Origin of the sequence: Rubripirellula reticaptiva (genome assembly GCF_007860175.1) — a bacterium.
GTDB lineage: Bacteria > Planctomycetota > Planctomycetia > Pirellulales > Pirellulaceae > Rubripirellula > Rubripirellula reticaptiva.
In genome coordinates this window covers 1-14,788 of record NZ_SJPX01000005.1, presented here as the reverse complement: position 1 = coordinate 14,788, position 14,788 = coordinate 1, and the positions used below count along the sequence as shown (strand labels likewise).

Here is a 14,788-nt window from a genome sequence, read left to right as displayed (position 1 = left end):
CGGGTTCGTCGTTCGGCCTGTCCTAAGGGTCGGTCACAACTTCGTGATCGTTTCGGTTGGTCAACTTGCCCAGCACATCGGTTGAAATGTGAGTGTTCAGGGTGCGCACACTGCCGTCGCCGAACACAAAATTGACACCGCCAACGTGATAGCTGCCAAAGTTTGTTTCAAACCGATCAGTTGGGAAACGAGCCAGTGGATAGCCCGGTCCACCACAACGCGAGAAGTTGGCGGGATGATCGCCGTTGTAGATCGCGCCGTCCTCGGGCGAGATCCCTTGTCCCGATGGACGCACGTGCTTTTCACCGACAAAGATCGTGTTGCTGGTCCCATCGGTAATGCTGGCGAACGTCGTGCGACTTTTCCAAGTCACCAGGCGAGCTTGCGGCGGCGGGAAGTTGCCAGCCGGAACGGTCGGTGGATCAGTCACTCCGTCTCCCATGATGAACGCACCATTGGAATGAATCCAATTCCAAATCCCGGGCGGGCCGTGTCCCGCTGAACAGGCGTAGTCGGAAACAGTACCTGGAACATGGTCGCTGCTCTCGTACGGTGACACGATGTCATCGCCTGCCGTGCTGATGACATTCGCATCGCGACGAGACGGGCAATAGTAAAAGGGGATCTGAGTCAGCCGCGCAGTATCGCTCTGGTAGTAGTACTTCAGTTGGGCGTCCCATTGGTCCGGAAGCGCGGTTTGTTCCAGATGGGGAAGGATCAAGAACGCCCACGAAGTGAAGTGGTCATAGTTGCGACTGGGCGGGAGTTCTTTTCGCTGGGATTCAAAATTGTGAATCGCCAAACCGATCTGTTTCAAGTTGTTGATGCACTTGGTTTGTCTCGCTGATTCTCGTGAAGCCTGAACGGCCGGCAACAACAGAGCCATCATCACGCCAATGATCGAAATCACGACCAGCAATTCAATCATCGTCAGGGCGGTTCGTCCCAAGCCGGTCGAGATTCGTTTTCGTTGCATCGTGCTTTTCTCGAAGGTGAACCGGACTAGTTTTAGGAAACCGATCGCTGAGAGTGCCGACAAAAATTGGTTGACGCCCATCCCGTTATAGGCGAAAACGTCCAGTAGGTTCCACTGATTTGCTGCACGAAAGTGTCTTCAATGACTGACTTCTTTGTCAAAACGGATCAATCGGTTGCCGGTCCCTTTACGGGGGTCGAAGTGCGTGAGGCGGCATTGGCGGGAATCATTCGATCCGATGCGGTGATTGGCGGATCACGCATTGGGCCTTGGCTAAGTGTGATGAACGTCGGATTGTTTTCCGACAAAAAAGTCCCGCTGCCGCATCCAGCAGATGTAAAAATCACGATGTATCGTGTCCGAGGCATGGCGGGCGGCAACGACTGTGCGTTCAAGTTACGCGAGTTGATTGGTTTCGCCGCCCGCGGACTGCTGCCGCCTGACGCAGTGGTAGAGATTGATGTCGCAGGCACAAATGAGCTAAGTCCAGCGATTGAAAAGACTAATTCAACCAGATCGCTTGCCGCGGATCGCATTCCGATTTTGGCGTCTTGTTTGAACGGCGAATTGGTGCTGGTTGGTAATCGCGGGCAAGTTGTTTCACGGACTTCGGCAACTACGCATGTGACCAGTTTGACTGCGAATGCCAAAGTTCCACGTTCGCTCGCAAAGGAAGCCGTACGTGATGCTGCCAATCGGCCAATGCTTGTGGTGACGGACGCAGAAAGGTCGGCAGCAGAGGCGGAAGAGGCAGCCGAAGCAACGGTGAGGTCTCGCGAGGCAATTGCTAAGTCTGCGGAGAAAATTTGCAAGGAAGCAGCCCTGGAAATTCAGAGTCCGTCGTTCATCTGTCAGACGATCCTCGGGATGCGGCGTTTCTATCGACCGCGACTCGCCATTTCGATCGTCGCAACGTTGTTGATGTTGGCAGGAATCAGTTGCGGATACTCAGCGTGGACCGTTCAGCCGATGGCGCGGACATCGATGCTGGGTGACTGGATTCACCAGGACTCCGACCGTTCCGGTCCCAATTTTGGCGTTCGGTTTCAAGACGACGGTCGCTGCGTCATCTTCAACACTGTCGGGCCGTCATGGACGGGCGACTTCGTGCTCAGCCATGCGGCCAGTTTCAAGAACGCGTTCGCGCCCTCGGGCAGTTTGGCGGTTGCCGTTGACGATGCTGAACCGCATCATTTGATCGGTAACGTCGCAGTTACTGATCGACACGTCGAACTGCGCGGTTTTGTAAAAGTGTTGCCGATGCTTGACGGACATCCGGTCCGCGATCTGTTCGTGAGACGCGTCGGCGATAAACTGAGTCTCGGATACTTGACCTCAGTCGAATGGACCGGTGGAATCAAAACGATGAAAGCGGCTTGGGTTACGGCAGAAAAGTCACTTGATCGTACGCAAGCTACTTTGCCAGACTTCGATAAAGCAGACGCCGTCTCGCTGTTGACCTCGTTCGGAATTCCTGACGAAGCAAGGGATCTGTATCCGTTCGAGACACGAGACTTGCCGAGTGGGACGTCGGTCAATGCCGCTCAACTGGTTCGCTACGGTAATCGAACAACGGTGATCGACGTCGAGAAGCCATAGTTTATGGATCTCAGTACTACTTTGGCTCGCGTGAATTCTGTTGCTGGCGATCGGCTGGTTTCCCCGCACCGCGTACTGTGCAAAGTCGATCAGTCGGGCGAATCGAATTCAGGGATCGACATAACGCTGGATCACATAGAAGGCAAAATAGTACGCGCGACAGAACGCCCAAAAAAGTGATCGTCAGCAACAGCGTCGTTTCTCACTCGGCGGTGCGGGCGATCAACCAGCCTGCCGCGAGGAGTCCTAGCACGGAAACGAGAACTCCTTTTGCACCAGATGACTTTGGGTGTCGTTAGCTTCGTCATCTCGGTTTCCGATTTTGACGTCGTTGGTAGACGAGCCACGCCGCCTTTGGCAAGGCGGCGTGGCGAAACTGAATCGACGAAGGTATTTTGAAATGGGGAACTAGACGGTCACATAGAAGTTCAGGCCGGCCAAGCGTTCTTTGCCGCTGCTGATCGTAAATTCGAACGTGTCATTGCCGGTGGTGGTAACCTCATTCGTTGCCGCCATTTGAATGACGTACGATCCCGATTGATCGAAGTCGTTGAATATGAAAACGCCCGCGTCGTCAGTAACCGCAGTATCGACGACGTTGCCGTCCGAATCAAGCAACTCGACCGTCATGCCCGCAAGCGGACTCAGTTGGTCTGTGGGTTGACCGTTCGGTTTAGAATTGCCGGGACGCTGCCCATTGTTTCCTCGGCCACCGGCAAGCGGATCGGCAGATAGTGGCCCGCTGGGCTGACCAGGCGCACTTCGCACCTGATCGGCGGCCAACAAATCCAGATCCGCTTCGCTGACCGAATTCGCGCTCAGGAGCGTGTCGTCTTGAATGACAGTGGTTTCAGCGAGTACGGTTCCTGTCACCGTGGGTGCGAAGAAGAAGACGTTTTCTTGCAACGAATCCAGTCCGGTGTTCCGCTCGATGATGTCAGCAAGCGACGTGCTTTCGACTTCTGCGATTTCACTTTCGCTCAGCACGTTCTCGTACCACAACCGGTCACCATCACGCAGTCGTTCGAACTGGTCCGTGATGATTGCCGTGGCTGTTTCGCCAAGCGATCCGTTCTCGGTATGATCTTCAGCTAACAACCCGACCCACAAGTCGATGTTGTTGACGTCGCTGTAGAGCGATTCAAGTTTCGCTTGCACTTCTGTATCGCTGGTGATCTCGGCGAAGGATTCAACGGGATCCAACCCGTATGCTTGACGGGTCGAGTTGTAGTCGGCCAGCCCGTGATCGCGGCCTCGTTGAATATTCAGCGAAACCAAGTCCAATCCGCCTGAACCGGGTGCACCGAACAAGAAGTTTCGCAACCCATCAACAACTTCCAAGTCGATCTCTTGCGACAGCGTCGACGATGCGTACTTCAGTAGCGAGTCGATGCCCGTTTCATCCAAAATGTTGGGTTGGAAGAACGCATCGGCAAGTGCGATTGGTTCGGCGATGTCGTTGCCGTCATTGTCAACTAAACGGAAGTTGTCGTTCAGCGTCGTGTGACCGAAACGGAACGCGGCGGTCGAGAATTCATTCGCGATCGATGGATCCACGGTCGAATCATATCCCTCGTATTCGGACAACGCGTCCTCGCCCAACAGAGCCGGCAAGTATTCGTTGATCGTGATCGACTGAATTTCAGCGATCACTTGGGCACGTGCTTCTTGGAAGATTTCTTCGTCAGTGAGATCTGGATTTGCGGTCGAGATTTCTTCGGCCAAACGGTTGTGTTCGCGCACGAACAGAGCGTGCATCGACGTCAGCACGATGTTCTCAGCGGCCCGAATGTCGCCCGCCAGAATACCTCCGTTATCGTTGCTTGGCAGCAAACCGTCATCAGTTACGAGTAATCGACCACCGACGAATTCACGAAGCGAATCTGACGTTTCCTGATCGCTGCCGTAGACCTGCGAACCATCGATCCACGCGGTGATCGAATTGACTTGTTCGGCCGGATTGTCCGTCGACGTGCCAGTTCCATCGGCGACGGCTGACCGAGTCAAGTGGATCGTTGCCTCGCCGGTCGAGAACGGATCGAACAGCGGATCACCTAGAGGAACTTCGATGTCAAACGATTCGGCGTCGTCGGAATCGGCGGGGGACAGGGACAGGTCAATGTCGTGATCCAGGAACTGTCCCCAAGCGAACACGAACGAGGTCAGATTGCGCTGGCTTGTCGTGCCTTCAGGATCAGCCGCCGAAAGCGTGTTGCTGATTTCACGTGCACTGGGGCGGTCTTCGCCGGATGGTTTCGAGATGCCGTCTGCGTAGTCGCTTTCGACTACGCGTAGCAATGCAGTATCGGTGGAACCAAGTTCCGGGTTCTCGACGTTGTTTCCAGTACCATCGATCGAGCGGACTTCGGCAGCCTCGGCGTCTGTTTCGTCCGTTGGCGTTTGATCGTTTGGCGGACGATCGCTTGGTGTATTAAGTCGACCGCGATCTCGGGCTATTCGGTTGATGACCATCAACGCGTCTAGCGAACTGTTCCGCCCGTCGTTATTGACGTCTGTCATCCGTCCACGACTGGGTTGGGTATCGGTCGCAGAATCCGTCGAAGCAGTATTGCCATCGGCTGATTGGCGACTCATCTGGTTGATGATTGCGAGCGCGTCGAGTGCCGATACGACGCCGTCCTCGTTGACGTCTTCGGGCATCAGCTCATTGTGAAAGAGATTGGCGGCCAGCAGTTGGCGTGTTTCTAGATTCTCTGCTCGCGATCGGCGATGCTGAGACTTTCGTTTACGCCCGTTTCTTTGAGACGGTTTGGGACGTACATTCCAATGGTTCCAGAATTTTGCCATCACGCTACCCTCATGGGTTTGAGAAGAGAAGAAGGCGAACAATGCGTCGTCGGACGATCATTGCTGTCCTACTCTCAAAGGGGCGCTGTGGCACCGCAATGTCACTCGAGGGTGCAGAATTATCCCAAGAAACTTCGCAGCACAGTTACTTTGCCGATCGGCGGTCACAGCGGCCTACGCCATCGCGTAGGCCGTTGCACGTGCGCACGTTGTGATGTTATTCGACAACTGATTCAGCTTCTTCGGGTTTTGCGTCCTCTCGTTCGACGACGACTGGCTTAGCTTCCGAATCAGCGCCGGTGGCTTGTTTTGTGTCCTTGGATTTCGATTCGCTGTGATCACGACCGTGCTCGCCTGAATCCGGGCGGCCATGGTTTCTTGGGCCACCGGGACCACCTGGACCCGCGCCACGTCGGCCGCGGGGACCGCGTACGCCGTCGATTTGGTCCAATGGACCGCGAGGTCCACGTGGACCACGTACTCCAAGCGGCCCGCCGCTTCTGGCGGGGCCTGCTGACTCGGCGTGTTCTTCATGACCGCTTGGGCCGCGACTAGGTGGGCCGGCGAAGGATGGTCGCAGTTCGATGCCGGTCAGCTTGCCATCGTGGTTCCGATCGAGCTTCTTCAACGAGACGATCGCGAGATCAATTTCGCCAGACGAAATTTCACCGTTTCTGTCAATATCAAGCACGTTCAATACAGGGATCATTCGCATCATCCCCGGGCCAGGGCCACCATTGGTTCCGGGGGCACCAGGTCCGCCGCCCAAGCGGCGTCCACCTGGGCCTGGTTCACGAGCACTGTGTTCACCTCTGCCCCGCTCGTGGTCATCACGTGCATGGTCGATACGATCGTGCTCTCTATGTTCATCGACTTCACCATCGCTCGGTCGGTGGCCGCGTTCGGGACCATGGCCTGGGCCACGTCCGCCGCGTTCTTGCGCGCTGACGCTAACGGCGGGGCACAACAAAAGTGCTGAAAATGCGAAACGCTGAATTGACGTTTTCATTGCGATATTCCATCAAGCGAAAGAGAAGAGAATCTTGGCCGTTGATAAGTGGCCGATCGGAGTAACGATTCAACTCCGATTTCCGTTCAGGGTTTCGCAACGAAAATAAGGGTCGCTAACGAACAACGCTATTCGGCGGAAGCGGGACTCCATGGGATCGCGTTCCCCTTCGGTTGCAGGAACTTTGCATCGACGGATTCGTACCACTGATGCAAACGGTTTCGCATCATCGTTACGCGATCGGGCATGTCGGTTGCCAAGTCATGTGATTCGCCGATGTCGGATGCAAGATCGTAGAGATGAACACGGCCATCCTCGTAGCGTTCGAACAATTTAAAGTTGCCCATGCGGATCGCACCGCCCGGTATGCCGCCTTGATTGCTGTAGTGCGGGTAGTGCCAAAACAAAGCTTCACGATCAAGCGATTTGCCGTCAAGCGCAGGCCGAACGTCGATCCCGTCGATTTCGTGATCAACTTTGATGTTGGCGGCTGAAGCGATCGTAGGAAACAAATCGATGGAACAAATCGGTTCCGCCGACACGGAACCTGGCGTCGTGACGCCGGGATATCGAATGATCCAAGGCTCACGAATCCCGCCCTCGTAGACCCAGCCCTTTCCACCGCGCAGTGGCAAGTTGCTGGTCGGTGATCCTTCGGATGTTGAAAGTCCGCCATTGTCGGACGTGAAGATTACAACTGTGTTGTCGGCGACGCCTGAATCATCAAGTTGTTTCAGCACTTTGCCGACCGCTTGATCCATCGCTTCGACCATGGCTGCATAGACGGCATGTTTTTGCAGCACACGTACCTTTCGTGGCGTGACGCCAGTCACTTGTTCTTCTTCCGCAAACTCCACACCATTGATTTTATCAGCTTTGGCTTTGTACTTTGCGACCAAATCGGGACGTCCCATCAACGGAGTGTGAACCGAATAGAACGACAAATAGGCGAGAAACGGTTTGTCTTTGTTCGCATCGATGAACGCAGCGGTATCACGAGCCAAGCGGTCGGGCAGGTGATCGCCAGCGGGACTTTCGACTTCCATCTCAGGATTTTCGAACGGTGCAAAGTACTTCTTGCCCGTGTAAGGGCCGCCCTTAGTGTGACCGCCGATATTGATGTCGAAGCCACGGTTCTGAGGAAAGTACTCTTTCGATTCACCGAGGTGCCATTTTCCGGCGAAGAAAGTTCCGTAGCCGTTTGCTTTCAGTGCCTGGGCGATCGTTATTTCGTCCAACGGCATGTTGTCGTTCAGCGGCGCAGGATTGAACCGGCCACTACGCTTGCCAGAGAAAAAGTTTGTGGCGCGAACACGCGTCGGATATCGGCCAGTCATCAAACTGAATCGTGTCGGCGAGCAGACTGGATTGGCGGCGTATCCGTCGGTGAAACGCATGCCCGATTCCGACAAGCGGTTGATGTTCGGAGTCTCGTAGAAGCAATCGGGATTGTTCGCACCCACGTCCATGTACCCGAGATCATCGACCAGGAAGACAACGAAATTAGGTTGCGTTTCTTGGTCGGCACCCAAGGCCGAAATCGGCGGATGGACAGCCAGTCCAACAAGCATGAGTGTGAATGTGAAAGCTGAGCAAATTGAGTTCATGGAGAGTCGTCGGGTTCGAGACGGGGAGACGTGATGAGGTAGAGCGGTATTGATCGCTAGCATGTTGACGACGGTTTGTCCTTTTCAGAGTAGCCTCGTTGATTGCGTACTCATTTTGCCGACACTTTTCGCCTGGGTGAAACCTGCAGTTTTCGAGGGCCCTTCTCGAACATCCTCGCACCGCTGCCGGTGCGGTCGAGATCACCGAGTTCGGTTCTCGCCCATTCGATCCGCTTCATGAGTTCCGTTACCGTCTGCGGATGCTGGCTAGCGACATTCGTTGTCTCACCTGGATCGGCTTCCAGATCGAAAAGCATCGATTCCGGAACCGCTTCGATCATCCGACCCCACCATCCCAAACCTTGAGGCGATTTCGCTCGCGGAAGCACCAACTTCCACTGTCCGCTGCGGACACCGGTTAGCAGGCAACCGGAGTAATAAAAGTATTCGTTTCGTGGACTCGTTGGTGTTTTCCTTAGCAAGAAATCACTACCATCCTTGCCATCGATCGTTACAGTTGGTCGTTTGGCTTTCGCAAGTTTCGCAAACGTCGGCATCAAGTCCATCGTGCTGAGTAGCTCGGCCGATGTCCAGCCGGCCGGAATCATGCCCGGCCAGCGGGCGATGAAGGGCACACGGCAACCACCGTCCCAAGCCGACATTTTCCAACCACGCAGCGGATCCGCGTTGCCGCTATGGTCGCGAGGGATGAACGCGGCCGCGTCGGGCTGCATCGCTCGCGTTGTTTCAACCCACGGCCCGTTGTCAGACGTGAAAACCACCAACGTTTTCTCGTCGATATTTAGCCGTTTTAGCGTTTCAAAGATCTGACCACATGACCAATCAAGTTCTTCGATCGTGTCGCCATAGAAACCACCGGCCGACTTGCCTTTAAAATTCTCCGATGCACCCAGGGGAATGTGGGGCATGTTGTGAGCCAGGTACAGGAAGAAAGGCTGATCGCGTTTGGCTTCGATCCACTTGATCGCTTCGCGGGTGTAGTCTGCCGTGATGTGGTCCCAGTCCGCAACGGCTTCGACCACTACTTCCTGATTCCGCAGGATAGGACTGCGAAGTTTCGAGTCGTCTACGTAAACCGTGGCTCCGTTGTATCTCGGCGTGCCGTAGAAATAGTCAAACCCCTGTGCGTTCGGCATTGTCGATGCGTCGTCGCCCGCCGGGCCGCTCAAACCCAAGTGCCACTTGCCGATAATGCCAGTAGCGTAGCCCGCCGTTTTCAACATTTCGGCGATCGTCGTTTCTTGCGGATGCGGCACCGTATGCAGTCGTTTGACATTGCCCGGTTCGCCGACGCGGATCGGATACGACCCCGTCATCAGCGCCGCACGCGAAACACCGCAGACCGGCTGTGCATAAAAATTGGTCAGTCGCACGCCCTCATTTGCCATTGCGTCCAAGTTCGGCGTCTTGATCGTCGTCGAACCAAAGCAACCCAGGTCCTGGTAGCCTTGATCGTCCGTGAAGATCAAAATGATGTTTGGACGACCATCGTCGGCTACCGTTGGCAAAACACGCAGCAATGAAAATGATGCCAACACCAACGTGACGGAGAGTTTGAATCGAATGGGGTGCATTAGAAATTTTCGATTGATGAGAGCTAGCAACGGGATCACGGCAACACCGCAAACTACTGCAACTCGTTCGCCAGTAATTTTGTCGCCGCTTGCTCGGCCTGGTTCATAACGTGATCGATCCTGATGGGAATGCCGCCGGCATTCTTGCTTTCAGAGGCTGCTTGCATGAAGGCGTAGATCTCGATCGTTTCGGCGTCGTCGATTGGCGATTGATGCGTGCGGAAGAACTTTGCGATTTCCACGAAAAGCGGTCGATAGCCATCGTAGGAACCGATGCCTTCGATGGCGGTTTCGCCAAAAACGGTTCCACCGTAGCCTGACTTTCCAGATCGAATGCCGCGGAAAGTTCCGATGCGTCCATCGTTCCACACGCCGCTGGAAAATTCAAAGTCGCCCGTCGACGTGTGAGCCACCGACTCGCAACCGGATCCCATGCACGTGTACAACGTCTCGACGCCGTGGATGCCGTACCAAAACAGATCAACGTGCGATGGCTCGATCGCGCAGGGGCTGTAGCTATTGCAACCTAAGACGCGGCCGACTTTCCCGTTTCGAATGGCCTGAGCCCCGCTGCTGAACCGCAGTGATGAAGAAGAAAACATTGGCACGTCGTAGTGTTTTGCGGCTCGAAAAATCGCGAGCACTTCCGCCAGGTTCGACCCCGTCGGCTTGTCAATGAAGACCGGCTTGGACGCTCGGAAAATCTGCAACGCTTGTTCGAGATGCAGTGTCCCATCGTTGGTCTCTAGCAGCACGCAGTCCACTTTGGCGAGAAGTTGTTCGATCGAGTCAACGATCTCGACGCCCTGCTGTTTGACTTCTTCGGTGTACTTCGGGATTCGGCTAGCACTCGATTCGATCGTTCGGCTGCCAAACGGATACGCCGCCACAATCCGCTGGCCAGCAAACGAGTCGTCTTTCGGATTCGGGTCGTTGAACGTCTTCACCAGCGCCGGCGAATGAGATGTATCGAGCCCGATCAACCCGATTCGAATCGTCGTTGCCGCTGCATCATCAGCGTGCGCGACCCGAAGAACGCTTGCCAACAGAAAACCGAAACCAAGAAGTTTGATAATTCGACGCATAGCGGTTTCCTGTTAAATAGAATTCGTGCACCACGACTAAGCAGTCGAGACGTTGCCAACGCGCTAGTTCCGGTCGCCGTAAATCGGCGGTTGCCAATCTTTGGGCAGCTTGGCTTGAGGACGAACGCCGTGGGCGGTTGGAGGGATTTTTGCTTTGTCGGCACCAATCAGTGGCAGATCGTCGGGCAGATGCTTGATCTTGAAGTCCTTGTACTGAATCTTCATCGGTGGTCCGACGTGGACTTGAACCGCCAGCACTCCTTCGAGCGACCGGCCGTTCTCGTCCAGGTCAATCAGATCTGCTGTCGGATGACCGTCGATCCAATGCTGGTGATGATTTCCTTGGACCAGCACGCGGTAGTCGTGCCACTGGTCGGCTTCGAATTCTTTGACCGGGAATTGGTCAACGACCCAGGGTGATCCGTCGGTGTCGATGATGACCTTCTCGCCTGTGTGCGACAGAATGCGGCGTCCCTTTTCTTCGTACAGCATGCCGTTGTAGTTTGGATTGTCTGCCACCACATCGCACTGGTATCCCGTCACGACATCAAGACCGAAGTCTGGGCGCGACGTTCCGCGATACTGCAGTCCGCTGTTCCCACCCGCGGACACTTTCACCTTCACTCGCAGATCAAAGTTTTGAATCGTCGAGTTTTCCCAGGTAATGAAGTGGTTCATCTTTAGCGATCCGTCCGTTCGGCCTGTCATCGCGCCATCTTCGACGGTCCAGTACTTGGCATCCGCATCGTCGGACATCGCCGACCAACCACGCAGCGACTTGCCGTCAAAGACCGACATAAAGCCATCCTTGTCAGCACGAGCACCGACACTTGCCGATGCAGCGGGATGGGGAACGGTTGAGTCGCTAAACTGTCCGGCTAACGGATCCAGCGGCCCGCCCAATTCGTCGACCAACTTTGTCGTGCGAGATCTCATCGCCGCGACCATTTTAGCATGCGCCGGATCGCTAGCCAGGTTCACCAACTCGTCCGGATCGCGCTGCAGATCGTGCAAAAACTCGTGATTGTCGTTGTCAAAGTAACGCACATACTTGAACTTCTCGTTTCGCAGTCCCTCAAACGCCGGAATTCGATTGCGAACGGCAAAGTGTTCGTGGAAAGATTCAGTACGCCAATCCGCAGGCTTCTTGTCATTGACGATCGGCGTCAAACTTCGCCCCTGATATCGCTCGGGGATTTCGGCACCGGACCAATCCAGAAACGTCGAAGGTAAGTCCAAGTTTTGCACAATCGCGTCGGACGTTTTCCCTTGTTGATCGGCCGGAACGCGCGGGTCAGCGATGATCATCGGAACTCGCAGCGATTCTTCGAAGTGCGACCACTTGCCAGCAAGGCCCCGGTTAGCAAGGTAGTAACCGTTGTCGGCCGTGTAGACGACGATCGTGTTTTCTGCCAACCCGGCCTCGTCCAGTGCGCCCAGGAAGCGACCAATCGCGCGGTCGATGCCGGTCACCATTCGGTAATAAGCTCGCATGTTGGTTTGATACTTCTCGTCCGTGTTCCAACGCCAAAAGTAACGCTCGCGATTGATCGTCGTTTTCAAAAAATCGGGTAACGCATCAAAAACGGCCGGATCGCTAAGCCGAGGGGGCGCGATCGTGACATCCTCGTACATCCCATCGAGTTCTCGCGGCCAAGGGAAATGGCCGATGCCGGGCCGTCGGTCGCTATCTTCAGCGTGACAGGCGTTGAACCACAGGTTCAACGCGAACGGCTTGTCCTTGGGCTGTGACCGAACGAAATCGATCCCGCGATCGACAATCACATCGGTTTCGTGCCGAAGAGTCCCATCGGCTTGTCGTTTGTAGTAAGGATTTCGGCCGATTACCTTCATTTCGTCGAAGTGATCTTCGGTCCGGAATCCCTTGGGCATCTTGGCGTGCCACTTGCCGAAGAATCCTGTCCGATAACCGTGGTCGCGCAGGATGTCGGTGTACAGAGTCTCGACAGCATCGGCGCGAGCCATTTCTGGATTTGACGCCGTTCCGTAACTGCGTCCTGTTAAACCCGTCAGGATCGTTGTTCGGCTGACCCAGCAGATCGATTGAGAAACGAATGCGTTCTCGAACCGAGTGCCACGTGCAGCCAACGCGTCGATATTCGGCGTTTGGATTATGTCGTTGCCGTAGCAACCAACCGTACTGGTTGTTTGGTCATCGGCAAACAAGAAAACGATGTTTGGTTGATCCGTGCCGAACGCTCGCGCGCCGGCTAGGACGAGAAACAAAAACGAAAGGAGAGCGGTTTTCATGGCATCCAAGGGGCGGCAAGTGCAACGCGACAAAATCAATTTCGAAACGGTCCAAACGACCGTTTATCGCAGATGCGGCGCTTCAGTAGCCTCGCCCTGTGCCGCTTTGAATTCACGGACCCAAATGTTGCGGAAACGGACCGGGTTGTTGTGGTCCTGGATCGAGATCGGTCCCTTCTCGCCGTGTGCCTTGTATTCAGGTGCCCGATTGAACGGTGTGTCACCCTTCAACTGAAAATTGTTTTGGATCAACACGCCATTGTGCAGCACTGTGATCGCAGCGGGCGACTTCAGCGTTCCGTCTTCGTTGAAGCGCGGCGCCGTCCAGGCGATGTCGTACGTGTTCCACTCGCCCGGTGGCCGCATCGCGTTCACGGCCGGAGGTGTTTGTTTGTAAATCGCGCCCGCTTGGCCATCGAAATAGGTTTCGTTGTCGTAGGAATCGAGCACCTGCAGCTCGTATCGTCCCATCAAGAAAATTCCGCTGTTGCCGCGGCCTTGCCCTTTTCCCTTTGCGGGAAGCGGGGCTGACCATTCGACGTGAACTTGGCAATCGCCAAACTCTTCCTTGCTGGTGATTTGACGTTTGCCGACCACAGCCGCGCCGTCTTCGATCGTCCAGCTCTCGGCGCCATTCCAGTGCGAAAAATCCGTGCCGTCGAACAAGACAACTGCATCAGCCGGCGGTGCATCATCGGTCGCACCTGGTGCAACGATGGGCGTTGGCGTCCAGGTGATGCCATTCAAATACTCCTCGCCGTCAACAACACCGGCAAAGGAAAACGAAAACAGCAACAAGGCGGGAACAAGAAGCAAACGACGCATGCGACGACACTCATCCAAAAGGAGGGAAATGGGTTAGGGCGGGGCTGCATCATAGCTGTTCGATGCCGCCAATTCCACAAACTTCAGGATGCTCAAGAACGTTCGGGCGGTTGAACGCCAACGTGCCGAATACTTGGCCGGGTGAATCTAAGTCGAGCTCTCGCTGTCATGCTCGGGCGAACCACAGGTCCATCGGTTCAAACCAATTTCACCCGCTGCACCAATTGCGATGCCCAGCGTGTAGCAGACCAAGTCGCTCGTCAAGTAACTAAATCCCAGCACGAGTCCGCCGAGTCGGGTTTGTCGGATTTCGTTGATCCAAGGTGCGTGATAGAGCTGCGAGAATTCAATCGCGTAGGAAAACAGCAACGCAATGATCACTCGGCGGCGTATCTTCGTCGCTGGAATCAAAACACCCAGCCCCAGGTAAACCATCAACGCCCACAAAAGGTCACCCGCGTACGACGCAACGAAGTTTGGCAACGACAGCGAATATTGGCGGGACGCCAATCCCAAGACAATGACCGCCAACATCAGGCCAAAGTGCACCGTCCGTCGCAACGAATGTTTCAAGGCAGGCATTTCCAAGTCGTCGAAATAACTGTGGCCAAAGCAAACATCCTAGCCCACAAACCCATCGGATCTGGCTGCCGCGCCGTCCGCCTGGACCGCGCTCCGACCGCCGAAAAATTGTCAGAAAATTCAGCTCATCACGCGCACGCGGAGACTCTTGGCGAGTTTCGGTATTTTGCGGATCCGTGGAGTAGGCTAGCAGTCTGTTCTGCGTTTCGTCGGGCATTCGATGCGCGCACGAAAAAACCCGCTCTGGCAGGCGACGCTCCAGAGCGGGTCATTCGAGATTCATTGGTGATGAAGTGGTTCCGAAGAACCTGTTTTCTGTTGAGTTGTTTGGAGAGTCATTTTCACAGATTCAGTGATACCGGTCACCCGGTGTCACCATATTCTAAGAATCCTTAGAAAGGAGGTGATCCAGCCGCAGGTTCCCCTACGGC

At 55.2% G+C, this 14,788-nt stretch carries 10 protein-coding genes; 1 reads left to right on the top strand and 9 read right to left on the bottom strand.

Annotated elements, in window-relative coordinates; all coding sequences use genetic code 11:
- Positions 1–22: 22 nt before the first annotated feature.
- The gene (locus tag Poly59_RS21275) at positions 23–976 is read right to left on the bottom strand and encodes a DUF1559 family PulG-like putative transporter (RefSeq protein WP_146536146.1); all 954 of its coding nucleotides are present in this window, start codon (positions 974–976) and stop codon (positions 23–25) included.
- 141 nt (positions 977–1,117) lie between these two features.
- On the opposite strand from Poly59_RS21275, the gene Poly59_RS21270 reads away from it, so the two are divergent.
- Positions 1,118–2,575, top strand: coding sequence for a hypothetical protein (locus Poly59_RS21270; RefSeq protein ID WP_146536145.1), 1,458 nt, complete (start codon positions 1,118–1,120; stop codon positions 2,573–2,575).
- 408 nt (positions 2,576–2,983) lie between these two features.
- Here Poly59_RS21270 and Poly59_RS21265 read toward each other — a convergent pair whose 3' ends face one another.
- The 8 genes from Poly59_RS21265 to Poly59_RS21230 all read right to left on the bottom strand — a co-directional run bounded on the left by Poly59_RS21265 (position 2,984) and on the right by Poly59_RS21230 (position 14,357).
- On the bottom strand, positions 2,984–5,383 hold the full coding sequence (locus Poly59_RS21265) for a peroxidase family protein (RefSeq protein WP_146536144.1): 2,400 nt from the start codon (positions 5,381–5,383) through the stop codon (positions 2,984–2,986).
- A 217-nt stretch (positions 5,384–5,600) separates the two neighbouring features.
- Positions 5,601–6,392: a hypothetical protein gene (locus Poly59_RS21260; protein ID WP_146536143.1), complete on the bottom strand. Its 792-nt coding sequence runs from the start codon at positions 6,390–6,392 to the stop codon at positions 5,601–5,603.
- 128 nt (positions 6,393–6,520) lie between these two features.
- Positions 6,521–7,963 carry a sulfatase gene (locus Poly59_RS21255; protein WP_146536142.1) on the bottom strand — a complete coding sequence of 481 codons (1,443 nt, stop codon included), beginning with the start codon at positions 7,961–7,963 and terminating at the stop codon, positions 6,521–6,523.
- Positions 7,964–8,109: 146 nt separating this feature from the next.
- Complete coding sequence (locus Poly59_RS21250; RefSeq protein ID WP_146536141.1) at positions 8,110–9,594, bottom strand: sulfatase family protein; 1,485 nt, start codon at positions 9,592–9,594, stop codon at positions 8,110–8,112.
- Between the two features lie 53 nt (positions 9,595–9,647).
- Entirely contained in the window at positions 9,648–10,679 is a 1,032-nt protein-coding gene (locus Poly59_RS21245; RefSeq protein WP_146536140.1) for a Gfo/Idh/MocA family protein, read from the bottom strand.
- Between the two features lie 63 nt (positions 10,680–10,742).
- On the bottom strand, positions 10,743–12,950 hold the full coding sequence (locus Poly59_RS21240) for a sulfatase-like hydrolase/transferase (protein ID WP_146536139.1): 2,208 nt from the start codon (positions 12,948–12,950) through the stop codon (positions 10,743–10,745).
- A 63-nt stretch (positions 12,951–13,013) separates the two neighbouring features.
- On the bottom strand, positions 13,014–13,775 hold the full coding sequence (locus Poly59_RS21235; protein WP_146536138.1) for a 3-keto-disaccharide hydrolase: 762 nt from the start codon (positions 13,773–13,775) through the stop codon (positions 13,014–13,016).
- A gap of 147 nt (positions 13,776–13,922) precedes the next feature.
- Positions 13,923–14,357, bottom strand: a complete 435-nt coding sequence (locus Poly59_RS21230) for a ribosomal maturation YjgA family protein (RefSeq protein ID WP_146536137.1) — start codon at positions 14,355–14,357, stop codon at positions 13,923–13,925.
- Positions 14,358–14,788: the final 431 nt, after the last annotated feature.